The organism is Erythrobacter sp. 3-20A1M (assembly GCF_018636735.1).
In the GTDB taxonomy this organism is placed as follows: domain Bacteria; phylum Pseudomonadota; class Alphaproteobacteria; order Sphingomonadales; family Sphingomonadaceae; genus Alteriqipengyuania.
The window spans coordinates 457598-481492 of sequence record NZ_CP045200.1 but is presented as its reverse complement, the minus strand read 5'-3'; the positions used below and the strand labels follow the sequence as shown (position 1 = coordinate 481492).

Annotated in this window: 18 protein-coding genes and 1 pseudogene; 13 read left to right on the top strand and 6 right to left on the bottom strand. The window is 65.6% G+C overall.

Annotation, left to right across the window (positions count from 1 at the left end; translation table 11 throughout):
* Positions 1 to 355: 355 nt before the first annotated feature.
* A complete protein-coding gene (gene uvrB, locus F7D01_RS02375; protein WP_215228670.1) occupies positions 356 to 2533 on the bottom strand; it encodes an excinuclease ABC subunit UvrB in 2178 nt (725 codons plus the stop codon).
* A 147-nt stretch (positions 2534 to 2680) separates the two neighbouring features.
* Between uvrB and F7D01_RS02370 the strand changes: the two genes are divergently transcribed.
* From F7D01_RS02370 to F7D01_RS02345, 6 genes are all read left to right on the top strand, one after another.
* Positions 2681 to 3457: an alpha/beta fold hydrolase gene (locus F7D01_RS02370; RefSeq protein WP_215228669.1), complete on the top strand. Its 777-nt coding sequence runs from the start codon at positions 2681 to 2683 to the stop codon at positions 3455 to 3457.
* Between the two features lie 57 nt (positions 3458 to 3514).
* Positions 3515 to 4942 (top strand): circularly permuted type 2 ATP-grasp protein, encoded by a 1428-nt coding sequence (locus F7D01_RS02365; RefSeq protein WP_215228668.1) that lies wholly within the window; start codon positions 3515 to 3517, stop codon positions 4940 to 4942.
* Between the two features lie 17 nt (positions 4943 to 4959).
* Positions 4960 to 5904, top strand: coding sequence for an alpha-E domain-containing protein (locus tag F7D01_RS02360; RefSeq protein WP_215229622.1), 945 nt, complete (start codon positions 4960 to 4962; stop codon positions 5902 to 5904).
* The gene (locus tag F7D01_RS02355) at positions 5904 to 6719 is read left to right on the top strand and encodes a transglutaminase family protein (RefSeq protein WP_215228667.1); all 816 of its coding nucleotides are present in this window, start codon (positions 5904 to 5906) and stop codon (positions 6717 to 6719) included. Before F7D01_RS02360 ends, F7D01_RS02355 begins: the two co-directional genes overlap by 1 nt.
* Positions 6720 to 6812: 93 nt before the next feature.
* The gene (locus tag F7D01_RS02350; protein ID WP_215228666.1) at positions 6813 to 7553 is read left to right on the top strand and encodes a proteasome-type protease; all 741 of its coding nucleotides are present in this window, start codon (positions 6813 to 6815) and stop codon (positions 7551 to 7553) included.
* A 189-nt stretch (positions 7554 to 7742) separates the two neighbouring features.
* The gene (locus tag F7D01_RS02345) at positions 7743 to 8360 is read left to right on the top strand and encodes a response regulator transcription factor (RefSeq protein WP_215228665.1); all 618 of its coding nucleotides are present in this window, start codon (positions 7743 to 7745) and stop codon (positions 8358 to 8360) included.
* Positions 8361 to 8381: 21 nt separating this feature from the next.
* Here F7D01_RS02345 and F7D01_RS02340 read toward each other — a convergent pair whose 3' ends face one another.
* A complete protein-coding gene (locus tag F7D01_RS02340; RefSeq protein ID WP_215228664.1) occupies positions 8382 to 9065 on the bottom strand; it encodes an extensin family protein in 684 nt (227 codons plus the stop codon).
* Between the two features lie 47 nt (positions 9066 to 9112).
* On the bottom strand, positions 9113 to 10603 hold the full coding sequence (gene putP / locus F7D01_RS02335; RefSeq protein ID WP_215228663.1) for a sodium/proline symporter PutP: 1491 nt from the start codon (positions 10601 to 10603) through the stop codon (positions 9113 to 9115).
* A 596-nt stretch (positions 10604 to 11199) separates the two neighbouring features.
* Between putP and F7D01_RS02330 the strand changes: the two genes are divergently transcribed.
* The 5 genes from F7D01_RS02330 to F7D01_RS02310 all read left to right on the top strand — a co-directional run bounded on the left by F7D01_RS02330 (position 11200) and on the right by F7D01_RS02310 (position 15002).
* Positions 11200 to 11985 carry an SDR family NAD(P)-dependent oxidoreductase gene (locus tag F7D01_RS02330; RefSeq protein ID WP_215228662.1) on the top strand — a complete coding sequence of 262 codons (786 nt, stop codon included), beginning with the start codon at positions 11200 to 11202 and terminating at the stop codon, positions 11983 to 11985.
* Positions 11986 to 12031: 46 nt separating this feature from the next.
* Entirely contained in the window at positions 12032 to 12349 is a 318-nt protein-coding gene (locus F7D01_RS02325) for a metalloregulator ArsR/SmtB family transcription factor (RefSeq protein ID WP_371819666.1), read from the top strand.
* Positions 12346 to 13017, top strand: a complete 672-nt coding sequence (locus tag F7D01_RS02320) for an SdpI family protein (protein ID WP_215228661.1) — start codon at positions 12346 to 12348, stop codon at positions 13015 to 13017. The genes F7D01_RS02325 and F7D01_RS02320 overlap by 4 nt, the downstream gene beginning before the upstream one ends.
* A complete protein-coding gene (locus F7D01_RS02315) occupies positions 13014 to 13997 on the top strand; it encodes an alpha/beta hydrolase (RefSeq protein WP_251566999.1) in 984 nt (327 codons plus the stop codon). Before F7D01_RS02320 ends, F7D01_RS02315 begins: the two co-directional genes overlap by 4 nt.
* Before the next feature lie 153 nt (positions 13998 to 14150).
* The gene (locus F7D01_RS02310) at positions 14151 to 15002 is read left to right on the top strand and encodes an outer membrane protein (RefSeq protein WP_215228660.1); all 852 of its coding nucleotides are present in this window, start codon (positions 14151 to 14153) and stop codon (positions 15000 to 15002) included.
* A gap of 101 nt (positions 15003 to 15103) precedes the next feature.
* Here F7D01_RS02310 and typA read toward each other — a convergent pair whose 3' ends face one another.
* A complete protein-coding gene (gene typA, locus F7D01_RS02305; protein WP_215228659.1) occupies positions 15104 to 16924 on the bottom strand; it encodes a translational GTPase TypA in 1821 nt (606 codons plus the stop codon).
* 232 nt (positions 16925 to 17156) lie between these two features.
* Here typA and F7D01_RS02300 point away from each other — a divergent pair, with 232 nt between their 5' ends.
* Entirely contained in the window at positions 17157 to 19856 is a 2700-nt protein-coding gene (locus F7D01_RS02300) for a TonB-dependent receptor (RefSeq protein ID WP_215228658.1), read from the top strand.
* 58 nt (positions 19857 to 19914) lie between these two features.
* Here F7D01_RS02300 and F7D01_RS02295 read toward each other — a convergent pair whose 3' ends face one another.
* Both F7D01_RS02295 and F7D01_RS02290 read right to left on the bottom strand, forming a co-directional pair.
* Complete coding sequence (locus F7D01_RS02295; protein ID WP_215228657.1) at positions 19915 to 22422, bottom strand: ABC transporter permease; 2508 nt, start codon at positions 22420 to 22422, stop codon at positions 19915 to 19917.
* A gap of 7 nt (positions 22423 to 22429) precedes the next feature.
* Positions 22430 to 23127 (bottom strand): annotated as a pseudogene (locus F7D01_RS02290) (ABC transporter ATP-binding protein).
* Between the two features lie 26 nt (positions 23128 to 23153).
* Here F7D01_RS02290 and F7D01_RS02285 point away from each other — a divergent pair.
* Positions 23154 to 23894: an arylesterase gene (locus tag F7D01_RS02285; RefSeq protein ID WP_215228656.1), complete on the top strand. Its 741-nt coding sequence runs from the start codon at positions 23154 to 23156 to the stop codon at positions 23892 to 23894.
* Position 23895: the final 1 nt, after the last annotated feature.

Sequence of the window (23895 nt, the reverse complement as noted above, 5' to 3'; positions counted from 1 at the left end):
TCGGCATGACGGTGGAGGGAGGGAGAATCACTTCTTCTCGCCAAGCGACTTGCCGATCTGGATGCCCGCAAAGGTAAAACCGCCAGCGAGCATGATGATGGCGACGATCAGGGAGACGATTTCGAAGGGGGTCATGGCTGCCTCGTTTGAATGCAGCCTCCTACTGATGACTCAATCACGAGCTTTGCAAGATGTCGAAAAGCTTACGCCGAGCTGAAATCAAACGATTATTCTATCAAATTTGGCTGAAATGTTTCCAACGAGGTTCACGCTTCGGAATGGAAACGGCAAGAGAATCATAGCGGTAGGAAGACCAGATCCTTCCAACTTGAGAAATTAAACTTTTCCACATCCGTCACTTCCCCCACTTCTTCTGCGTCCGCCCGTACCGCAGCTTCCGCGTCCCCGGCTTGCCCTCGTTGCTCCGGCCCACGCGCGGCGCTTTCTGTTCGCCCTCGGGCAAGCCAAGCTCGTCATTCTCGAGCTGGCGGATTTCGTCACGCAGGCGACCGGCTTCCTCGAATTCGAGGTTGGCGGCGGCGTCGCGCATCTTCTTTTCGAGGTCCTCGATATAGGCGCGCAGGTTGTGGCCGACGAGGTTCTGCGGTTCCTCCTCGGCCGCGCCGTCCTCGCCCTTGTTCGCATGGGCGACGATATCGGCGATGGCGCGGCGGATGGTGGTCGGGGTGATCCCGTGTTCCTCGTTATACGCGCGCTGTTTCTCGCGGCGGCGCTCGGTCTCCGCCATCGCGCGTTCCATGCTGCCGGTGATGCGGTCGGCGTAGAGGATCACACGGCCATCCACGTTACGCGCGGCACGGCCGATGGTCTGGATTAGCGAAGTCTCCGACCGCAGGAAGCCTTCCTTGTCCGCGTCGAGGATGCACACCAGCCCGCATTCGGGAATGTCGAGCCCCTCGCGTAGTAGATTGATGCCGACCAGCACATCGTACACGCCCAGCCGCAGGTCGCGGATCAGCTCGATACGTTCGAGGGTTTCGACGTCGGAGTGCATGTAGCGCACCTTTACCCCGGCCTCGTGCATGAATTCAGTGAGGTCTTCGGCCATGCGCTTGGTGAATGTCGTGACCAGCGTGCGATAGCCCTTCTTGGCGGTCTCCTTGCACTCGTTGATGCAATCCTGAACCTGGTCCTCGACCGGACGGATATCGACCGGAGGGTCGATGAGGCCGGTGGGGCGGATGACCTGCTCGGCGAAGACGCCGCCGGTCTGCTCCATCTCCCAGCTGCCCGGCGTCGCGCTGACACAAAAGGTCTGCGGGCGCATCGCGTCCCATTCGTTGAAGCGCAACGGACGGTTGTCGATGCAGCTCGGCAGGCGGAAACCGTATTCGGCCAGCGTCAGCTTGCGCCGATGGTCGCCGCGCGCCATCGCGCCGATCTGCGGCACCGTTTGGTGGCTTTCGTCCACGAACAGCAGCGCGTTTTCGGGCAGGTATTCGAACAGCGTCGGCGGCGGTTCGCCTGGCAGGCGGCCGGTGAGGAAGCGGCTGTAGTTCTCGATCCCGTTGCAGCTGCCAGTCGCGGCGATCATCTCGAGGTCGAAATTGGTCCGCTGTTCCAGCCGCTGCGCCTCCAGCAGCATGCCTTCCGCGTGCAGCTCCTTGAGCCGCTCCTCCAGCTCGAACTTGATCGCCTGGGCGGCCTGTTTCATCGTCGGGCCGGGGGTGACGTAGTGCGAATTCGCATAGACGCGCACCTTGTCGAGCCGGGTGCCGGGCTTGCCGGTCAGCGGATCGAATTCCGCGATCTCCTCGATCTCGTCGCCGAAGAAGCTGATCCGCCACGCGGTGTCTTCGTAGTGGCTGGGGAAGATTTCCAGATTGTCGCCGCGCACGCGGAAATTGCCGCGCGCGAAGGCCGCGTCGTTGCGCTTGTATTGCAGCGCCACCAGCTTGCGGATCAGCTCGCGCTGGTCGACGCTCTCGCCCTGCTTGATGTCGAAGATCATAGCCGAGTACGTCTCGACCGAGCCGATACCGTAGAGGCAGGATACCGAAGCCACGATCAGCACGTCGTCGCGCTCCAGCAGCGCGCGCGTGGCAGAGTGGCGCATCCGGTCGATCGCCTCGTTCACCGAGCTTTCCTTCTCGATGTAGGTGTCGCTGCGCGGCACATAGGCCTCGGGCTGGTAATAGTCGTAATAGCTGACGAAATACTCGACCGCGTTGTTGGGGAAGAAGCTGCGGAATTCGCCGTAGAGCTGCGCGGCGAGGATCTTGTTGGGCGCCAGGATCAGCGCCGGCCGCTGCAATTCCTCGATCACCTTGGCCATGGTGAAGGTCTTGCCCGACCCGGTGACCCCGAGCAGGCACTGCGTCTGTTCGCCATCCCGCGCGGCCCCGACCAGTTCGGCGATCGCGGTCGGCTGGTCGCCTGCGGGCTCGTAGTCCGACACCAGTTCGAACCTCTTGCCCGGCATCGACTTCTCGGGCCGGTTCGGCTTGTGCGGGGTGAAGCTGCCGGAGGTATCGGGCTCTTCCAGCCCGCGACGGATAACGAGTTCGGCCATGTCCCGCGATATGGGGCATCGCAGCTGGCGCCGCAATGACAGGTGGCGCACTGGTGCACACACGCGGCACCCGACCTTCGCGACAGCGATCTGACATGGTCCACGCGATACTTGGAACCGCGGAGCATTCCCTTATGTTACGGTTTCATGGCATCGCTCGCTCCTCCGATCGGCTGGACCGCGTCCGCGCAGACGGTGCGCCGACGCGTGTCGCTGGCGCTGGAGAAGGAGGCGCGCAAGGCGCGCCGCCCCTCGCTACGGTTGCTGGTGGCGGAGCTGTCTTATGTCGCCGAACCCGTGTTGCAGCGCGTGCGCGATTTGGCCGATCCCTACGTCCTGCCGAAAACGCACGAACCGCAGACGGTGATGCTGGTGCCCGGCTTCCTCTCGCACCCGGTCCGCATGCGGCGCATGGCGCATAAACTGGAGCAGGCGGGGCACAAGGTGAAGCGCTGGGGGCAGGGCATGAATACCGGCGTTTCGGAAGACCGCCTGCGCCTGGCCGAACAGCGCCTGGTCGATCTCCATCGTCGCTACGGCCGCAAGGTGTGGCTCGTTGGCTGGAGCCTGGGCGGGCTGTACGCGCGCGAGATCGCCAAGTTGCAGCCAGACCTCGTAGCGGGGGTCATCACCATGGGCAGTCCGTTCTCTGGCGATCTGCGCGCGAACAACGCCTGGCGGGTCTATCAGCTGGTCGCCGGGCACCGCGTCGATCAGGTCCCGGTAGAGGCGCGACTGGCCGAGAAGCCCCCGGTCCCCACAATCGCTTTGTGGAGCCCGCGCGACGGGGTGATCGACCCGCGCTGCGCCGCGGGGCGGCCCGGCGAACGCGACCGAGCGGTCGCCTTGCGCTGCTCGCATATGGATTTCGCATTCTCGCGTACCGCCATTCGCGCGGTGGCCCGGGAACTCGATCGCTCCTGAACCTTTCTAGCATGTGAGAGGAGGTGGCGGGCCTTGAGGGTCTAACGAGGGGGATTCATGTCCGAGGGCGACGCCCAATTCGATGAAATGCAGATTGCAGATGGCGGGGTGCGCGAAGCCTATTCGGAATATTCCGAATGGTTCGAAGAGCAGGATATGGCCCTGCTTCGCCGCAAGCATTTCGAGGCGGAAGGACAGTTCCGCCGCACCGGCATAACGTTCAACGTCTATGGCGAGGATGAGGCGGAAGAGCGCCTGATCCCGTTCGACATGGTGCCGCGCATCATCAGCGCAGCCGAGTGGCGCAAGCTGACCCGCGGGATCGAGCAGCGGGTGAGCGCGCTTAATGCGTTCATGCATGATCTCTATCACCGGCAGGAAATCATCCGCGCCGGGCGCATACCGGAACGGCTCTTCCGCCAGAATGAGGCGTGGTTGCCTAATATGGTGGGCTTCACCCCGCCGGGCGGGGTCTATACTCACATTGTCGGGATCGACCTGGTTCGAACGGGGCCGGACGAGTTCTTCGTGCTGGAGGACAACGCGCGCACGCCTAGCGGCGTCTCCTACATGCTGGAAAATCGCGAGACCATGATGGCGATGTTCCCCGATCTGTTCACCCGGATCGGCGTCGAAGCGGTGTCGAACTATCCCCGCCGCCTCGCGCGCAGTCTCGCCGCCTGTGCCCCCGCTTCCACGGTGGGGAAGCCGACAGTGGCGGTGCTCACGCCCGGCATCTACAACAGCGCCTATTTCGAGCACGCCTTCCTCGCCGATCAGATGGGCGCGGAACTGGTCGAGGGGTCCGACCTGCGCGTCATTGATGGGCATGTCCAGATGCGCACGACCCAGGGCTATCAGACGGTCGATGTCCTCTATCGCCGGGTCGACGACGAATTCCTCGATCCGCTGACCTTCAATCCCGACAGCGTGCTGGGCGTGCCGGGCATCATGGACGTCTATCGCGCGGGCAACATTACCATTGCCAATGCGCCGGGCACCGGGGTCGCCGACGACAAGGCGATCTATTCGTTCATGCCCGACATCGTCGAGTTCTACACCGGCGAGAAGCCGCTATTGCCCAATGTCGAGACATGGCGCTGCGCCGACCCCGACAGCCTCAAATACGTTCTCGACAACCTGGCGGAACTGGTGGTGAAGGAGGTTCACGGTTCGGGGGGCTACGGCATGCTGGTCGGCCCTGCCTCGACGCGCAAGCAGATCGCGGAATTCCGGCAGAAGATCGAAGCGCGCCCGGACAATTACATCGCGCAACCGACCCTGTCGCTGTCGACCTGCCCGATCTTCACCCGCAAGGGGCTTGCCCCGCGGCATGTCGACTTGCGTCCCTTCGTGCTCATGTCTCCCAACGGTGTGGACATCACCCCGGGTGGGCTGACCCGGGTGGCGCTGAAGAAGGGCTCGCTGGTGGTTAATTCCAGCCAGGGTGGCGGGACCAAGGATACCTGGGTGCTCAAGGACTGATGGGGGGGACGACACGCATGCTGGGCCGCACCGCCAATGGCCTGTTCTGGATGTTCCGCTATCTCGAGCGGGCGGAGAACACCGCGCGCCTGCTCGATGCCGGGCTGCGCATGGCGCTGACCCGCGACATGGTGACCGCGGAGGAGGAATGGCGCTCCGTCATCCAGACCGCCGGGCGGCGCGAGGCCTACGAGGCGCATCACGCGACCTATACCGGCGTGCAGGCGTGGAATTTCATCCTGCGTGACAAGGCCAATCCGAGCAGTGTCATGGACATGGTCGATGGCGTACGCACCAATGCCCGAGCCGCGCGCAATGCGATCAGCGGCGAGCTGTGGGAAGCGGTCAACGAAATCTGGATGCAGATGAACGACATGCTGGCACGTCCTGTGGGGCAGGGCTCGGTCGGCAATGTCATCACCGCCATTCGCCACGGCGGCACGCTGGCGCACGGGGCGCTGGCCGGCTCGATGTTGCGGGACGAGGGCTATCATTTCGCGCGTGCCGGGACGTTTGTGGAGCGCGGCGACAGCACCGCCCGCATCCTCGACATCAAATATTATCTGCTGTTGCCCTCGCTGTCCTATGTCGGGTCGAGCCTCGATACCGGGCAGTGGGACACGGTCCTGCGTTCCGTATCGGGCGACCGCGCCTATCGCTGGCTGAACGCCGCCAACATCGACGCGCGCGGTATCGTCCAATTCCTCGCGCTCGACGACCGCTTCCCCCGGAGTCTCGCCTTCTGTCACAGCCAGTTGCGCGAGGAACTGGCCGCGTTGGCCCGGCTGCACGGCGTGGAAGGCCAGAGCAACGCGCTGATGCGCGAGGCCGATACGCGGCTCGCCAACCTCTCGGTCGAGGATATCTTCGACCGGGGGCTGCATGAATTCCTGACCGAGTTCATGCAGTCCAACGCCGCCATCGCTCAGGCGATCGGCGAAGATTACAGGTTTCACCTCTGATGCGCCTCTCCGTCCGCCACACCTCCCGTTATCGTTTTTCCGAGCCCGTCGTGCACGCGCTGCAACGCCTGCGGCTTACCCCCAAGAGCACGCAGGGTCAGGAAATCGTCGAATGGTCGATGCATTACGACGGCGCCGAGGAGGAGCTGGAATATGACGACCAGCATCACAACACCACGACGCTGGTCGCTGTCGAACCGGGTGCGCAAGAGGTCGTCATCACTTGCTCCGGAACGGTCGATACTCACGATCATGCGGGAGTGATCGGCAGCCATGCGGGGCATCTGCCCCTGTGGAGTTTCCTGTCGCAGACCAAATTGACGCGACCGGGGCCGAGTGTGCGCAGCCTGATGAAAAAGCTCGATAACAGTCTCGGCCCGCTAGATTATCTTCACGCCTTGTCACAGACAATCCGTGACGAGGTCGAGTATCGCACCGGGGAGACGGGTGTCACCACGACTGCCGAACAGGCTGCCGAGCAGGGCCGCGGGGTGTGTCAGGACCATGCGCACATCTTTATCGGTGTGGCACGGCAGCATGGCATTCCAGCACGCTACGTCAGCGGATATCTGATGATGAACGACCGCATCGATCAGGAGGCCACGCATGCGTGGGCCGAAACGCATGTGGAAGGTCTGGGCTGGGTCGGTTTCGACATCTCCAACGGCATCAGTCCCGACCAGCGCTATATTCGTGTCGCGACCGGCCGCGACTATCGCGACGCCGCACCGATCACGGGCATCAGTTTCGGGACGACGACGGAGGACCTTCGTGTCGACGTCGCAGTCGAGCAGCAGCAGGTCGACCAGCAGTAGATACCTTGCCGTTGGGGTTGATCGCCCCGGCGCGCAATGCCAGCGAGGTGGCGGATCGGCGAGGCCCCGTTCGCGTCCGCCAGGGAGACGAAGATGACTTATTGCGTTGGCATGGTGCTGGAGAAAGGCCTCGTTCTAATGAGCGACACCCGAACCAATTCGGGCGTCGACAACATTTCGACGTTCCGCAAGATGCACCACTGGCGCGTGCCCGGCGAACGCATCATCACCCTGATGACGGCGGGCAATCTGGCAACGACCCAGGCGGTCGTCAGCCAGTTGGAGGAGCGGACCAAGCTGCCCGAGAACCGGGCGAATTCGGTCCTGGAAAGCGCGACGATGTTCAATGTTGCCACCGAGGTGGGGCGACTGCTCCACGAGATCATCGAGGAACGCCAGAAGGCCAATGGCGACCGGGGGAAGGGGCGTTTCACCGCCTCCATCATCCTCGCCGGGCAGATCACGGGCATGGAGCCGCGCCTGTTCCTGATCTATCCGGAAGGCAATTTCATTGAGGCCAGCTTCGACACGCCTTTCTTCCAGATCGGCGAGACCAAGTACGGTCGCCCGATCCTGATCCGTGGTTACGATCCGCAGATGAGTTTCGAAGATGCGGTGAAGCTGTTGATGGTGAGCTTCGATTCGACGCTCAAGGCGAACCTGTCGGTCGGCCTGCCCCTGGACATGATGGTGATCGAGAAGGACGGCTTCGCGCCCGCCCATGCGCGGCGGATCGAGGGCGACGATCCCTACTTCCAGGAGATCTCGTCCAGCTGGAGCGACGCGCTGCGCCACGCCTTCTACTCGCTGCCCGACTACACTTTTCAGACCTAGGGCTTTTACCTAATAGTAAACCTTTGATCAGCGCGGTGCACCGTACAAACGCGGGTGCCGACTACATCCATAATTGACCAAATATTACGGGTACGGGGCGGCTACGGTGCGTCCTTGGTCACGCTACTTGGTCCATATCCGCATTACCCCTGATTGTGTCGTTCACTAGCCAACCGCATCGTTGCTTGCATGGAAGCCACGGTCCTGCATTGCGTCGACGCGGATAGCCGGACACGGGCGGAACTTGCGCGGGCGGCGTTCGCGCTGGGCTATCATGCCGAGGTTTACGGCTCGATCGAAGAGCTCGCCCAGCATGCGCCCGAGGACGGTATCGTAATCGCACGGGACGATCCGAGCAGAGGCGGAATATCCGAAGCGCTGGACGTTCTCGAAAGAAGCGGTGTCTGGCTGTCGGTGATAGCCATGGGGGACGCGCCTTCCGCCGCGCGTATCGTCGCCGCGGTGAAGGCGGGTGCACTCGACTACCTCTCCCTGCCGCTCGATCGGCAACGCTTCGCCGCCACCTTGCGCCGGGTGGGGGAGGAGGCGCGGCGCGCGGCCCAATTGCGCCGACGGATGATCGAAGCGCGCGCGAGGATCGCGGACCTGACGACCCGTGAACGGGAGGTGCTGGACCAGCTGACCGAAGGCGCGAGCAACAAAGCGATCGCGCGCGCGCTGGCGATCAGCCCGCGCACCGTCGAAATCCACCGGGCGAACATGATGGGCAAGCTGGGGGCGCGCCATCCCGCGGACGCGGTGCGGCTGCGGATCGAGGCGCGGCTGGAGCCGCCGATCGCGGGATAGAGCCGCTGTCCGCTCGCAACGCTAACGGCAGAAGCTTCCGTCCCCGCTTTCCAGGTGGAAGTGATCGTGATGCGCGGCATTGTAATCCGGGCCGAGAACCGTCCCGAACCGTTTGCAGGCGCTCGCGTGAACGATGCGCAGGAAGTCTCGCTTCGCCCCGTCCCCGCTGTTCCAGTCGCCGGATACGCTGACGCGGCGCCCGTCCGACAGCACGAAGGCGGCGATATCGACCGCCTCGGCGCGCGAATGGGCCGAGCGGCGCGAGCTGCCCGCGACGTTGCGGCACGAATAGCTGCCGAACGTCTCGATCCGCGCGAGGGGCGCCCCCAGATAGCGGCGCGCGGCGCGATCGACGCCATAGCGCGCCCAACCCTCCAGCGTACTGGCGAGCGGGCACGTGACCGGCCCGATATTGCCCAGCTCCACCGTTCCCACATCCGCCGCGAGGCCAGAGAGTTGCACGGTGCCCAGCGTATGGCAGCCGTCCCCGAAATAGCGATCGGGGAGGGCGGAGAAAGTCGCCCCCTGATCCGCCAGGCGCGCCAGACAGAGCTTGTTGGCAGGGCTGCGCGAGACGGGTTGCGCCACCGCCGGTGCGGGGCGTGCCGTATCACGGCCGCCGCCTTTGTCGCCGGGAAGCAGCGAGCACGCCGACAGGGACACGGCAGCAGTCAGAACCGCGAGAGAGGCGAGACCTCGAGCCATTCGGCCATTCTCGCGCCTCGCGGTTAACGCGATCCGAATAAGGTCGGTCAGGTCGGCACGCTCTGCGAGGCGGCGCGGGTCGCTTCCCCTCGGCGGGTGGCGCCCGACACCAGCCAGATGGCGAGGCAGGCGGCGACGAAGCCCGGGATGATCTCGTAAACCCCCGGGCCGCCCAGAAAGGCGTCGTTCCAGCCAAGCGCAATCCAGCCGACCACCACCGCCGCCCCGGTGACGAGGCCCGCCACCGCGCCCGCGCCCGTCATCCGCTTCCACGTCAGGGCGAACAGGATCAGCGGGCCGAAGGCGGCGCCGAAGCCGGCCCAGGCGTTGGAGACGAGGCCCAGCACCTCGCTGTCCGGGTCCGCAGCGATGGCGATCGCGGCCAGCGCGACCAGCAGCACCGCCAGCCGCCCGACATTCACCGCCTCGCGTTCGCTCGCTTCCTTGCGGAAGAACAGGCGATAGAAATCCTCGACCAGCGAGCTCGAGCTGACCAGCAGCTGCGAGCTGATCGTGCTCATGATCGCGGCCAGCAGCGCGGCCAGCAGGAAGCCGGTGATCAGCGGCTGGAACAGCAGGTCGGCAAGGACGATGAAGATCGTTTCGGGATCCTCGATCGGAATGCCGTTGCGCGACAGATAGGCGCGGCCGGCAAGGCCGATGCCGAGCGAGCCGAGCAGGCAGATCGCCATCCAGCCGAGGCCGATATTGCGGGCGGTGGGCATCGCCTCCACGCTGCGCACCGCCATGAAGCGCACGATGATGTGCGGCTGGCCGAAATAGCCCAGGCCCCACGTTACTGCCGACAGGAAGCCGACGAAGGTCAACCCGTTGGTGATGTCGAGGAAGCCCGGCTGGACATTGGTGAGCGATTCGCCCGCGCTGCCGCCCGGTCCGAACATGATGACCAGCGGCATGATGACCAGTGCCAGCATCATGATGACGCCCTGCACGAAATCGGTCAGGCTGACCGCCAGGAAGCCGCCGACCATGGTGTAGGCGAGCACCACGCCGCAGGTGATCCAGATGCCCAGCATGTAATCGCTCATCGCGACATCGGGCAGCAGCCCGGCGAAACTGGTCGCGAACAGCTTCCCCCCGCCGACGAGGCCGGCGGCGGTATAGACGGTGAAGAACAGCACCACGATGATGGCGGAGATTACGCGCAGCGCCACCGCCTTGTCCGGGAAGCGATTGGCGAGGAATTCTGGAATCGTCAGCGCGTTGCCCAGCTCTTCCGTCTGTTGCCGCAGGCGCGGCGCGACGATCACCCAGTTGGCGATGGCGCCCAGGAACAGGCCGATGCCGATCCACGCTTCCACGAGGCCCGAGGCGTAGAGCGCGCCGGGCAGCCCGAGGAGCAGCCAGCCGGACATATCCGAGGCACCGGCGGGCAGCGCAGCGACCGAGGGGGGCAGGTTGCGCCCGGCGAGGAGATAGCCTTCGCTGGTGTCGGTCGATTTGCGCCACGCATAAAGCCCGATGCCGAGCATCAGGATGAAATAGGCGGCGAGCGAAATGAGTGTTCCCGTCTGCATGCAGCACCTAGTAACAAATGAAACCGGTTTTGGCCACCGAGGGCCGCGAACATCCCCATACCGCGATAAAGCGTAAAGCCCGGAAGGGCAGGAATGCGCCGGGCGAGCGAGTGCCCGAATTGACAAGGAACATGCGGGGGACGCGGATCATTGCAAGGATTAATTTGGAAGTCCGTGTGGTTCCTGCGTGCGCAACTTCGAGCAACCTCCTGTAATTCATCCCGCTTTGCGCTCTACGACCGGCAAGCAAGATTTTTGTTCGGCGGCACCCCCGCGAGGCTCTCTCCCAGCATAGTTCCTCCCCGGCGCGGGTGACGAAGGTGACACCCCGTCACTTTCGCCAGCGATGTGTAAGTCCTGGAATATGAAGCATTTTGCTGGTCCTCGTGTGACCGGACGGACAGGTGCATGGCGAGCGGAGGCCGGTCCTCCTCCTCGTCGGCGATGAAAGTCGGGGGGGAGATACACAGCTTCGAACAGGTAGGAAAATTACCCCCGCTCGTCGGACCCCGGCCCAGTCCCACCCGTTCGACAGGAGAAACGTGGCCTCGCGCCTCATGAAGTGCCTCAGGAAATCCAGACAGCAGGAGATATACATGACCGCCGCATCCGACCGTTTTTCAGGAAAGACCGTCATCGTCACCGGATCCTCGTCCGGCATCGGCCGCGGGATCGCGGAACGGTTCGCGGCGGAGGGGGCGAATGTGGTGCTCAATTCGCGCAGTCGTGAGGATATCGAGAAGGTCGCCGAAGGGCTGGACGAGAAACGCACGCTGCTGGTGGAAGGCGACGTCTCGAAACCCGAATTCGCGAAGGATATCGTCGCCAAGACGGTGGAGCGCTTCGCCGGGCTCGACGTGCTTTGCAACAATGCCGGCGTCGGCGGCAACGGTCCGCTGGCAGAAGCGAGCGACGACGATATCGACCAGATGATCGACATCAACGTGAAGGGCGTCCTCTATCTATGCCGCGCTGCGATCCCCGAACTGGCGAAGAGCGGGGGCAGCATCGTCAACACCTCCAGCGTCTCGGGCACCGGCGGCGACTGGACGATGCCGATCTATTGCGCTTCGAAGGGTGCGGTGACCAATCTGACCCGCGCACTGGCGATGCAGTTGGGCGAGCAGGGCGTGCGGGTGAACGCCGTGTGCCCCAGCTTCACCCGGTCCGAGATGAGCAGCGGGATCGAGGAGAACGATGCGCTGATGACCGCCTTCATGCGCCGCATGCCGCTGGGCCGCCCCGGTGAGCCGGAGGATGTCGCGGCAGTGGTCGCCTTCCTCGCATCGGACGACGCGCGCCATGTGACGGGTGTGAACCTGCCGGTGGACGGCGGCGTCAGCGCATCCAATGGCCAGCCGAATTTCGGGGCGTTCCAGTAGGGCGCGTGGGACGCCCTTGACGTTCGCCGTTTAGCCTATTAGCTAAATGGCTATGACCGGTGTGTTCGATGCTCTGTCCCATCCCATTCGGCGCGAGGTGCTGGAGCTGCTGAAAGGCGGGGGGATGAGCGCCGGCGACCTTGCCGATAATTTCGCGGTCAGCAAGCCGACCATGTCGGGCCATTTCGCGAAGCTGAAGGCAGCGGGGCTGATCCTGGGCGAGAACCGCGGCGGACAAGTGATCTATACGCTCAACATGTCGACGCTGGAGGAGGCGCTGATGGGCTTCATGGGCCGGATGGGGATGGAGCGCCCGGCGAACGGGGCGGCTCTCCCTGCCCCAGCGCAAGGAACCACGCGATGAATACCCGCACGCCGCTGATCGTGTCGCTTGCCCTCGCGGTCGCAATGGCGATGTTCGCGCTCTACGCCGCGTCGCTGTTACCCGACGGCGCGCAATTGCCCACGCACTGGAACGCGGCGGGCGAGGTGGACGATACCAGCCCGGCGCTGTTCGCCCTGCTCATGCCAACGGGTGTGGTTATCTTCCTTGCCGCCCTGTTCGCGATCATCCCCCGGATCGAGCCGCTGCAGAACCAGCTGGAGGCTTCGGGCGACCTGCTGAAGGCGGTGTGGTACGCGATGCTGGCGCTGATGGTGCTGGTGCAGGGCATGATCGCCATGCCGGCATTCGGACGGGAGCCTTCCGCCGATCTCGTGATCGTCGGGGTGGGGGTGCTGTTCATCGTGATCGGCAACATGCTGCCCAAGAGCCGACCCGGTTTCTTCGTCGGCATACGCACGCCCTGGACGCTGACCGATACCGACAACTGGATCGCCACCCACCGGCTGGGCGGCAAGCTGTTCATGGCAGCGGGTGCGGCCATCCTGTTGACGGTGATCCTTCCATTCGCCCCATCGACCCGCGCGGGGATCATGATCGGCGCGACTGTCGCGGCGGCGCTGTTGCCCGCGATATACAGCTGGTTTTTCTGGCACCGGAGCAGGAAAGAAGGGGAGACGGGCCGATGAGCATGGCAATCGGTTTGGCGCTTGCGCTGGGCGGCGTGGCAGCGGCCCCGGCCGCGACAGCACCGGATACGCCTATGGAGCGAGCCATTACCGCGCCGGGGCCGAAGGGCGACCTTGCGGGGACGCTGCGCGAAGCTGCGGGGGATGGCGATGCGCCCGTGGTGCTGATCCTGCCCGGCTCCGGCCCGACGGATCGTGACGGCAACAACCCGATGGGCCTGAAGGCGGAGACTTATCGCTATCTGGCGGACGATCTCGCCGCGCGGGGGATCGCCAGCGTGCGGATCGACAAGCGCGGGATGTTCGGCAGCAGCGCGGCGGGCAGTCCGGAAGATGTGACGATCGGTGCCTACGCCGCGGACACACGCAGCTGGATCGACGCGATCCGCGAGGAGACGGGGGCCGGGTGCGTTTGGCTGCTCGGCCACAGCGAGGGCGGACTGATCGCGCTCTCCAGCGCGGCGCAGAGCGGGGAGGGGGTGTGCGGCCTCATCCTCGTCGCCGCTCCCGGCCGGCCGTTGCAGGACATCATCCGCGAGCAGTTGCGCGCCAATCCGGCCAACGCGTTCCTGCTGAAGGATGCGGACCGGATCATCGACGCGCTGGTCGCGGGCGAAACCGTGCCCGACAGCGAGATACCCGCGCCGCTGCTCCCACTGTTCCGCGAGAGTATCCAGGGTTTCGTGCGCAGCGAATTCGCGCTCGATCCGGCGGAACTGGCGAAGGCGACCGACCTGCCGCTGTTGCTGATCTATGGCGGACGGGACATTCAGGTGGCGCCGACGGACGGAGAGCGGCTGGCCGCCGCGCGTCCTGATGCGACCCTCGCCACGTTTCCCGACATGAGCCATGTGCTCAAGAGCGTGGCGGGCGACGGGATGCAGGCAAACCTGGCCACTTACGCCGATCCCGACCTCCCTCTGACCGACGGTGTGGGAGAGGCGATCGCGGCGTTCGTAAAGGTCGCGCCGAAGCGCTAATCTTTCGCCTCGATGAACGAACCGTTCACCATAATGTCGGGTGTTGCAACATTGCATCTGTTCCCGGCAACAAATGTTCACCTCCTATGGAACGCCCGCGCAACCCGTCCGTTCGGCCCCCACAACAGGGAAATGAATGGATAAGGATTCTACATGTCTAAGCTTCTGACACTCTCGGCGGCCGCGCTTGCGACGGGCGCTTTCGCGGTTCCGGCCATGGCGCAGGAAACCACCCCCGAAGACAATTTCAACGGACCGTATGTTGCCGGCGCAATCAGCCTCGACCAGATCAATTCCGGCCGCGGCGACGGGCTCGCGTTCGATACCGATGGCGATGGCAGCTTCGACAACAATGTGCTGACCACGACCGGCGCCAACGCGTTCTCGCCCGGCTTCTGCAACGGCGGCGCGAACGGCGCGACCACCGGGGCGGGTTGCATGGATGACAAGAACGACCTCGGCTATGCCGGCCGGATCGGTTTCGACAAGCGGCTCAACGGCGGCTCGTTCGTCGTCGGTGCGCTGGTCGAGGGCGCGGGCTCGCAGGCGCGCGACTACTCCACCGGCTTCAGCACGACCCCGGCGAGCTACACCGCCAGCCGCAGCCTCGATTATTCGGCCGCCGCGCGTCTGCGTGCGGGTTGGTCGCCGGGTGACGGCCGTGGCCTGTTCTACGCCACCGGCGGCGTCGCCTACGGCAAGATCGACCACGATTTCACCACTACCAACACGGCCAACAGCTTCACCGAGAACAACGATGGCGACTGGCAGTTCGGCTGGCAGGCCGGCGGCGGCGCGGAGCTGATGGTGACGCGCAACATCAGCATCGGTGCCGAGTACCTGTATTCGCACTACAACGACGGCGACTACAGCGTCGGCGTGACGCAGGGCAGCGCGCCTGCGACCAACCCGTTCCTGCTCGATTCCGGCCAGACCAACCTGCGCCCGAGCGACGACAATCTCAGCTTCCACTCCTTCCGCGCGACGGTCGGCTTCCACTTCTAAAGCCGAGCCGCGAGGCTGCTACGAGAAAGGGCACCGCGAGCGATCGCGGTGCCCTTTTTCATGTGCCCGATCGCCGGCAGCGGCGGCGCGGCGGCAGCGTATCAGTCGGCCGCCTTGCGCTTCGCCTTCTTGCGCTCGTGCGGATCGAGGATCGCCTTGCGCAGGCGGATCGATTCCGGCGTGACCTCCACCATCTCGTCATTGTCGATATAGGCGATCGACTGTTCCAGCGTCATCACGCGCGGCGGCGTCAGCCGGATCGCGTCGTCCTTGCCGGTCGAGCGGAAGTTGGTCAGCTGCTTCGACTTCATCGGATTGACTTCGAGATCGTCGGGCTTGGCGTTCTCGCCGATGATCATGCCTTCGTAGATCTTCGCGCCCGAACCGATGAACAGCTCGCCGCGCTCCTCCAGCGCGTTGAGCGCGTAGCCGACCGCTTCGCCCGAAACCATCGAGATCAGCACGCCGTTCTGGCGACCCTCGATCGGGCCCTTGTAGGCGTCGTACTTCTCGAACAGGCGGTTCATGATTCCCGTGCCGCGCGTGTCGGACAGGAATTCGCCGTGATAGCCGATCAGTCCGCGGCTGGGGGCGGAGAAGGTGATGCGCGTCTTGCCCTGGCCCGATGGGCGCATTTCGGTCAGCTCCGCCTTGCGGCGCTGCATCTTCTCCACAACCGTGCCCGAATGTTCGTCGTCGACGTCGATGACGACCGTTTCGAACGGCTCCTGCCGCTGGCCGTCCTCTTCGCGGAACAGCACGCGGGGGCGGCTGATGCCCAGTTCGAAGCCTTCGCGCCGCATCGTCTCGATGAGCACGCCGAGCTGCAATTCGCCGCGGCCCGCGACTTCGAAGCTATCCTTGTCCTCGCTTTCCGTGATCCGGATCGCGACGTTGGTTTCCGCCTCGCGGTACAACCGGTCGCGGATCATGCGGCTCGTCACCTTGCTGCCCTCGCGGCCCGCGAGCGGGCTGTCGTTGACGGCGAAGCGCATGGCGAGCGTGGGCGGGTCGATCGGCTGCGCCTGGATCGGCTCCGACACGCTCGGATCGGCGATGGTGTTGGCGACGGTCGCCTTCTCCAGGCCCGCCAGCGCGATGATGTCGCCCGCCCGCGCGCTATCGACCGGCACGCGGTCGAGCCCGTCGAAGCTGAGCAACTTGGTCGCGCGACCGACTTCGATCACCTTGCCGTCGGCGTCGATGGCGTGGATCGGATCGTTGACCTTGATGGTACCCGACTGGACCCGTCCGGTCAGCACGCGGCCCATGAAATTGTCGCGGTCGAGCAGCGTCGCGAGAAAGCTGAACGGGCCGCTATCGTCCAGGCCCGGCGCGGGGACGTGGTTGGTGATCAGCTCGAACAGCGGGTTCAGGTCGCCCTCGCGCGCGGTCTCGTCGCTGCTGGCATAGCCGTCTCGACCCGAGGCCCAGAGCGACGGGAAATCGAGCTGCTCGTCGTTCGCGTCGAGGCTGGCGAACAGGTCGAACACCTCGTCCAGCACCTCTTGCGGGCGCGCGTCGGACCGGTCGATCTTGTTCACCACGACGATCGGCCGCAGGCCCAGCGCCAGCGCTTTGCCGGTCACGAACTTGGTCTGCGGCATCGGCCCTTCTGCCGAATCGACCAGCAGGATGACCCCGTCGACCATGCTGAGAATGCGTTCCACCTCGGCACCGAAATCGGCGTGGCCCGGCGTGTCGACGATGTTGATGCGCGTGCCGTTCCATTCGACGCTGGTGCATTTCGCGAGGATGGTGATCCCGCGTTCCTTTTCCAGGTCGTTCGAATCCATCGCGCGTTCCTCGATGCGCTGGTTCTCGCGATAGGTGCCGGATTGGCGGAAAAGCTGGTCGACGAGCGTGGTCTTGCCATGGTCGACGTGGGCGATGATCGCCACGTTGCGTAAGCGGTCTGACATAGGTTTTCTCTGATGAATGGCAGGGGCGGGGCTAGGCCCGACATATTCGGGCGCGCCCCTAGATCAGCCGTGCCCCTACGACAAGTGTGGCACAGGTGCAACGATAAGCCGACTCGCGAATTTCGGGGCAGCGGCGGCGCTTGTGAGGGGGATTCGCGACCGCTAAGTCTGATTTCATAACGGGAGGGGGCATGGTGACTTCACTTCCGAGCAGAGAGGAAGCCAGTCGATCATGAAACAGCGTCCGTCTTTTAACTCGTCGCGCCTGGGTTTGTTCGCCGGTGCCGCGCTGGTCTCCCTGCTTCCCGCCGCCGCGATGGCGCAGGCGATCCCGGACCCGCGCACCAACGATAACGACGCGGAACTGACCGACGACGAGCCGGACGTCTCCCCGCCGACCGACAGCGCGACGATCATCGTCACCGCGACGAAGCGGGCGCAAACCCTGCAGGAGGCCCCCGTTTCCGTCAGCGTGACAACGGGCGAGACGCTGGAACGGGCGGAAATCCGCGACCTGCTCGACCTGCAGACGGTCACCCCATCGCTCCGCGTCAGCCAGCTGCAAAGCTCCGCCAACACCACCTTCATCATTCGCGGCTTCGGCAACGGGGCTAACAATGTCGGTGTAGAGCCCTCCGTCGCGGTCTTCATCGACGGCGTCTTCCGCTCCCGCTCGGCGGCGCAGATCAACGATATCGCCAATGTCGAGCGGGTCGAGGTCCTGCGCGGTCCGCAATCGACGCTGTTCGGGAAGAACGCGAGCGCAGGCGTGATCAACGTCGTGACGCGCGAGCCGCAATTCGATTTCGGCGGCTCGATCAGCGCGACCTACGGCAATTACGATCAGATCGTGGTGAAGGGGGACATCACCGGCCCGCTGACGCAGTCGGTCGCCTTCTCGCTGGAAGGCAATTACAACAAGCGCGACGGTTACGTCGACGTCGTCAATCTGGACGAGAAGATCAACGATCGCGACCGCTGGATGGTGCGCGGCCAGCTGCTGTTCGACAATGGCGGCCCGCTGCGCCTGCGCGCCATCGGCGATTATTCGAAGATCGACGAGCTGTGCTGTTACGCCGGAAACGTACGGGCAGGGCCGACCACCCCGCTCCTGTTCGCGCTGGGTGGCGCGATCGAGCCCGAGAACCTCTATTCCGACCGCACCTATCTCAACAAGCTGCCGGTCAACAAGATCGAGGCTTATGGCGGATCGCTGCAGGGCGACCTCGAGCTGGGACAGCTCACGCTGACCTCGATCACCTCCTATCGCGAGCTGCGCGCCTTCAGCGATCAGGATGTCGATTTCACCAGCGTCGATTTCATCAACGAGTTCCGCGATCAGGCGGTTGATACCTTCACTCAGGAACTGCGGCTGGCGTCCGACTTCGATGGTCCGCTGAACTTCCTGCTCGGCGGTTTCTACTTCAAGGAAAATGTCGAGCAGACCAGCGGGATCACCAACGGCACGCAGACGCGGCCGTTCTTCGACCTGCTGGCGGGCAATGGCGTGCCCGGCACGCTTGCCAATCTAGAGGCGCAGCTGGGCGTCCCCGCCGGGGCGATCTTTGCGCAGGGGCCCTCTACGCGCGAGGCGTTTTCGCTCGACGACGAATCCTATTCGATCTTCGGGACGGTCGATTTCCAGCCGATCGACCGGCTGACCATCACCGGCGGTTTCAACTACACCCACGATGCGAAGGATTTCACGGCGGAGCAGACGTCGTTCGATCCGCTGGCCAACATCAACCTGGCCGATGCCTTCATTACCGCCGCGACCGGCGGTGCGGTTCGCACGCGCGCGCAGTTCCAGGCCCTGCCGGCCGCGGCGCAGGCGCAGCTGGGCGCGCTGGCCCTGCGCCCATGCGGCACCAACGGTGCCCCGCCGCAGTCCCCGGCTTGCAACCCGCTGCTGCCGCTGGCCGCGCTGCAGTTCCTGCCCCCGTTCCTGGCCGTGCCGAACGCGGTCGAGCCCGGGCGGACGCGCGATGGCGACTGGAGCTACACCGGCCGCGTCGCCTTCGACGTCAGCGACCAAATCAATACCTATTTCACCTACGCGACCGGGTTCAAGGCGTCGTCCGTCAACCTGTCGCGCGATTCCCGCCCGGTTCTGGGCGATTTCATGCCGGCGACCCTGCCCAGCGGCGTCAGGCCGATCGTCGGCGGCAGCAATTTCCTCGCCCCGTCCTCCCCGATCCTCGACGCGGGCCTGCCGATCACCAACCTGACGGCGGGCACGCGCTTCGCCGGACCGGAGGAATCGGAGGTTTACGAGTTGGGCATCAAGGCGGCGTTCCCGGGGCTCGCCGTCAACCTCGCGATCTTCGACCAGACACTGAAGGGCTTCCAGTCCAACGCCTTTACCGGCACCGGCTTCGCCCTCGTCAATGCGGGCAAGCAATCGACCCGCGGGTTCGAGCTCGACAGCACGATCACACCGAGCGATCCGCTGGTCTTCACCTTCTCGCTGACCTATCTCGATCCGAAATACGACAGCTTCACCGGATCGGCGGTGGGCGACCTCACCGGCTTCCGCCCGGCGGACATCCCCGCGTGGACGATCGCCACCTCGGCGTCCTATACCCACGAGTTCGGCAATAGCGGCAATCTGCTGATCGGGCGGATCGACTATTATCACGAAAGCAACACGCAGATCGTCGACGGCCTGCCCGATTTCGCCGATTTCAGCGCGCCGGACCCCTATGCCGCCGCGCGCGCGATCGCGGCGAATTACCGGCGCGAGATCAACCAGGTGAACGCTTCGCTGACACTGGCGCTCGAAAACGGGTTCGAGCTGACGGGCTATGTCCGCAACCTGACCAACGATCGCTACACCACGCAGATCTTCCCCTCGGTCGCGCAGCAGGGCTCGATCTCCGGCTATCCCAACGCGCCGCGTACCTACGGCGTGACGGGCCGCTTCCGCTTCTGAGCGGCGAGCCATCGCGAAACGGAGGAGGGGGCCCGTGTGGCCCCCTTTTTCGTAAGGGCTATAGCGTGCGCAAGACCTGGGCGGGGCGGGCGCGGAGCAGCGGCAGCGACCCCGCCACGGCGAAGCCCAGCACGACCGCCAGCCCCGCGCCGAGCACCGCGAATATCGTCGGCCAGTCGGGCAGCCAGTCGAACTCGAACAGTTGCGTCACGATCAGCCAGGCGAGCCCGCTGCCCAGCACCAGCGCCAGCACGGCAAGGACCAGCGCGAGCAGCGAATATTCCGCCAGTTGGGTCAGCAGCACTTGCCGCCGGCTGGCGCCCAGCACCCGCAGGATCACCGTGTCGTAGGTGCGCGCCGCCCGCGCGGCGGCGATCGCGCCCAGCAGCACCGCGAGCCCCGCAAGCACCGCCACCGATGCCGCGGCAAGCGTCGCCAGCCCGACTTGTCGCAACAGATCGCGTGCCTGGGTAAGGATCGGCCCGACCTCGATCACGCTGGTGGAAGGGAAGCTGCGTACCAGGTCGCGCAGCAGCGGCCCCGTGGGGCGACCAGGCGTCAGGTCGATCGTCGCGGCGAGGTTGTGCGGCGCATCCTCCAACGCGTTGGGCGAGAAGACGAGCACGTAGTTGAAGCCCAGGCTTTCCCAGTCGATCCGCCGCAGGTTCGCCACCCGCGCGGTGCGCTCCACGCCCAGCAGCGAGATCGAGAGGTAATCGCCGGGGCTCAGGCCGATGGCCTGCGCGAAATCCTCGTCGACCGAAACCAGCGGTTCGCCCCCGTAATCCTTCGGCCACCATTGCCCGTCGGTGACGACATTGCCCGGCGGCACGGCCTCGGCATAGGTCAGCCCGCGTTCGCCGCGCAGGGGCCAGCCGCCCTCGGGAATTTCCTTCATCTCGGCGACCTGCGTCATCGCGTCCTTCGGGCCGAAAGCGGTGATTGCGCCGCGCAGCGCGGGCAGGGTGCGGATCGCGGCCTGCGGGTCGTAGCGTTGCACGGTCTGCCGGAACTGCTCCTCTTGCGGCGGCGGCACGTCGAGCACGAAATAGTCGGGCGCGCGCTCCGGCACCCGTTTCGCTACATTCCCGTCGATCGCGGTCTGCACCGCGGCGAGCAGTACGAAGGCGGTCAGCCCGAAGCCGAGCGCGGTGACGAGGGCGGGGGTGCCCGAGCCGGGCCGGTGCAGGTTGGCGATCGCCGTGCGCAGCAGCGGGTTGCCGGTCCGCGGCGCGCGTGTCGCCAGCCATTGCGCCACCCAGCCAAGCCCGGCGAGCAACACGATCATCGCCGCCGCCCCGCCCAGGAAACCGGCTGTCAGCCAGGTCGACCGCGCCGTCAGAAGCGCGAGCGCGATGATTGCGACCAGCCCTCCGCCGACCCACAGCCATGCGCCCCGGTCCCGTGCCAAGGGAGCGACGCGCGCGCGCATCAGCGCCATCGCCGGATAGCGGCGCGCGCGCAGCAGGGGCGTGGCAGCGAAGACGAACGCCACCAGCAGGCCGTAGGCCGCTGCGAGGAGCAAGGCCCCCGGCGCGAAGACGAAGCCGCTCTCCACCGGCAGCAGCCCTTGCAGCGCCTGCGCCAGCAGCGGCACGATAGCTACGCCTGCGAGCAATCCCGCCGCACTGCCCGTAAGGGCCGCCGCGCCGATCTGCAGCGCGTAGATACGGGCGATGTCCCGGCTGTCCGCACCCAGTATCTTGAGTGTCGCGATGCTGGCGCGCCGCGCCTCGAGATAGGACGAGACGCCGCCACCGATGCCGATGCCAGCGATCACCAGCGCGGCGAGACCGACCAGCGTCAGGAATTGCCCCATCTGCCCGATGAAGCGATCCGCTCCCGGGCTCGCGCGGTCGCGGGTGCGAAATTCGAAGCCCGCCAGCGGAAACTGCTTGTCCAGCGTGTCGCGCACCGCGCCCGGATCGCGTTCCCGGTCGAAGGCGACGCGCACCTTGGTGCGGTACATCGATCCGGGCGCGAGTAGCCCTGCGCGCTGCGGCTCGCCTTCGTCGACGATCACGGTCGGGCCGAGTTGGAAGCCTTCGCCCAACCGGTCGGGCTCTCGGGCGATGACGCCCGCCGCGCGCAAGCTGCGCGTGCCCACCGTGAAGCTTTGCCCGACCTGAAGACCCAGTCGATCCATCGCCCCCTGCGCCAGCCAGGCCGAACCCGGCGGCGGTGCGCGCGCGGTCCGGCCGTCCTCCAGCTCCAGCGTACCGTAGAGGGGGTAGGCCCCATCCACCGATTTCAGTTCGACCGGCGCGGTGTTCTCGCCATGCTGCGCCACCGCCTGCAACCGCGTGCCGCCCGACAGCCGCCCGTAGCGGGCCAGCGCGGCGCTTTCCTCCTCCGTCAGCCCGCGCTGCCACACCTCGACCTCCAGATCGCCGCCGAGGATCTGGCGTCCGTTCTGTTCGAGCTCCTGCTCGATCGCCGTGGTCAGCGTCCCGATCGCGGCGAGCGCGCCGGTGCCGAGGAACAGGCAGACGAGCAGCAGCCGCAATCCGCGGAAGCGCCAGCCGAGCTCGCGCCGGGCGATGGTCCACGCGGTGCGCCAGCTCATCGGCCGCTCACGGAGCGATATCGCTCGCAATGCGCCCGTCGGCCAGGGTCAGGACACGGTTGCAGCGCCGGGCCAGCGCCTCGTCATGCGTGATCACGATCAGCGTCGCGCCCGTTTCCTCGCGCCGCGCGAACAGCAGGTTCGCGATTTCGTCGCCGGTCGCGGTGTCGAGATTGCCGGTCGGCTCGTCGGCGAAGATCAGGTCGGGGCGCGGCGCGATGGCGCGGGCGATGGCGACGCGCTGCTGCTCGCCGCCGGAAAGCTGGGCGGGATAGTGGTCGATCCGATGGCCGAGCCCGACCGCTTCCAATTCGGCGGCGGCGCGGTCGCGCGCATCGGATGCGCCCGCGAGTTCCATCGGCGTCGCGACATTCTCCAGCGCGGTCATGGTCGGGAGGAGGTGGAAGGCCTGCAGCACGATGCCGATCCGGCCCCGCCGGGCGCGGCCAGCGCGTCCTCGTCCATCCCGGTGAAATCCGCGCCTGCGACCTCCAGCCTGCCCGAAGTCGCGCGCTCCAGCCCCGACAGCACTGCCATTAGCGAGCTTTTGCCCGAGCCAGAAGGGCCGAGCAGGGCAAGCACCTCGCCCCGCGCCACCGTCAGGTCGACGCCATCGAGAATGCGCACCGGGCGGCGCGGATCGCCGAGGGTGAGCGTCAGGTTTTCGGCAAGGATCGCTGGCGGCGTATGGGTACTGGCTGTCACCCCCTTCCACTGGCATAGGGTGAGGGATGGAACAAGCACGACCGGCGCTGCGACGCACTCTGACCTTCATCGCCGCTCTGTCGCTGGCCGCCTGCGGCAGCGAGCAGCCGATCCCCGGCGGCGCGACACAGGCGGCGGCGGATCACGCCGCGGGGCAAGGGGCGGGTCAGGGGGAGGCGACGACGCCCCCCGCCGCGCCGACCGGCCCGGTGCGCCGCATCCTCGCCTTCGGGGACAGCCTGTTCGCCGGGTACAACGTGCCGAAGGATCAGTCCTACCCCGCGGAGCTGGAGCGGGCGTTGCGCGCGGACGGGATAGATGCGCAGGTCACTAATGCGGGCGTTTCCGGCGACACCAGCGCGGCGGGTCGCCAGCGCTTCGCCTTCACGCTGAAGAGCATGGAGCACAAGCCCGACCTCCTGATCCTGGAGCTGGGAGGCAACGATCTGCTGCGCGGTCTTTCGCCGGAGCAGACGCGCGCCAATCTCGCCGCCATCATAGAGGCGGCGCAGGCGCAGGACATTCCGGTGCTGCTGATGGGGCTCGCCGCTCCGGCGAATTTTGGCGGCGAGTATGTGAGCGCCTTCGACGCGGTCTATCCCTCCCTGGCGAAGCAATACGACATCCCGCTGATCGCGAACTGGGTATCGTCGGTGGAGGCGCGGCCGGAGCTACGCCAGCAGGATCGGATTCATCCGACGGAGGAAGGTATCGACCTGCTCGTCGCCTCGACCAGCGAACGGGTCGAGGCCGCGCTGGCGCGCTAGG

Excerpts from the sequence above, each read along its gene's own strand:
- uvrB (WP_215228670.1), bottom strand. The coding sequence starts at position 2,533 with ATGGCCGAACTCGTTATCCGTCGCGGGCTGGAAGAGCCCGATACCTCC.
- F7D01_RS02370 (WP_215228669.1), top strand. The coding sequence starts at position 2,681 with ATGGCATCGCTCGCTCCTCCGATCGGCTGGACCGCGTCCGCGCAGACG.
- F7D01_RS02365 (WP_215228668.1), top strand. The coding sequence starts at position 3,515 with ATGTCCGAGGGCGACGCCCAATTCGATGAAATGCAGATTGCAGATGGC.
- F7D01_RS02360 (WP_215229622.1), top strand. The coding sequence starts at position 4,960 with ATGCTGGGCCGCACCGCCAATGGCCTGTTCTGGATGTTCCGCTATCTC.
- F7D01_RS02355 (WP_215228667.1), top strand. The coding sequence starts at position 5,904 with ATGCGCCTCTCCGTCCGCCACACCTCCCGTTATCGTTTTTCCGAGCCC.
- F7D01_RS02350 (WP_215228666.1), top strand. The coding sequence starts at position 6,813 with ATGACTTATTGCGTTGGCATGGTGCTGGAGAAAGGCCTCGTTCTAATG.
- F7D01_RS02345 (WP_215228665.1), top strand. The coding sequence starts at position 7,743 with ATGGAAGCCACGGTCCTGCATTGCGTCGACGCGGATAGCCGGACACGG.
- F7D01_RS02340 (WP_215228664.1), bottom strand. The coding sequence starts at position 9,065 with ATGGCTCGAGGTCTCGCCTCTCTCGCGGTTCTGACTGCTGCCGTGTCC.
- putP (WP_215228663.1), bottom strand. The coding sequence starts at position 10,603 with ATGCAGACGGGAACACTCATTTCGCTCGCCGCCTATTTCATCCTGATG.
- F7D01_RS02330 (WP_215228662.1), top strand. The coding sequence starts at position 11,200 with ATGACCGCCGCATCCGACCGTTTTTCAGGAAAGACCGTCATCGTCACC.
- F7D01_RS02325 (WP_371819666.1), top strand. The coding sequence starts at position 12,032 with ATGGCTATGACCGGTGTGTTCGATGCTCTGTCCCATCCCATTCGGCGC.
- F7D01_RS02320 (WP_215228661.1), top strand. The coding sequence starts at position 12,346 with ATGAATACCCGCACGCCGCTGATCGTGTCGCTTGCCCTCGCGGTCGCA.
- F7D01_RS02315 (WP_251566999.1), top strand. The coding sequence starts at position 13,014 with ATGAGCATGGCAATCGGTTTGGCGCTTGCGCTGGGCGGCGTGGCAGCG.
- F7D01_RS02310 (WP_215228660.1), top strand. The coding sequence starts at position 14,151 with ATGTCTAAGCTTCTGACACTCTCGGCGGCCGCGCTTGCGACGGGCGCT.
- typA (WP_215228659.1), bottom strand. The coding sequence starts at position 16,924 with ATGTCAGACCGCTTACGCAACGTGGCGATCATCGCCCACGTCGACCAT.
- F7D01_RS02300 (WP_215228658.1), top strand. The coding sequence starts at position 17,157 with ATGAAACAGCGTCCGTCTTTTAACTCGTCGCGCCTGGGTTTGTTCGCC.
- F7D01_RS02295 (WP_215228657.1), bottom strand. The coding sequence starts at position 22,422 with ATGAGCTGGCGCACCGCGTGGACCATCGCCCGGCGCGAGCTCGGCTGG.
- F7D01_RS02285 (WP_215228656.1), top strand. The coding sequence starts at position 23,154 with ATGGAACAAGCACGACCGGCGCTGCGACGCACTCTGACCTTCATCGCC.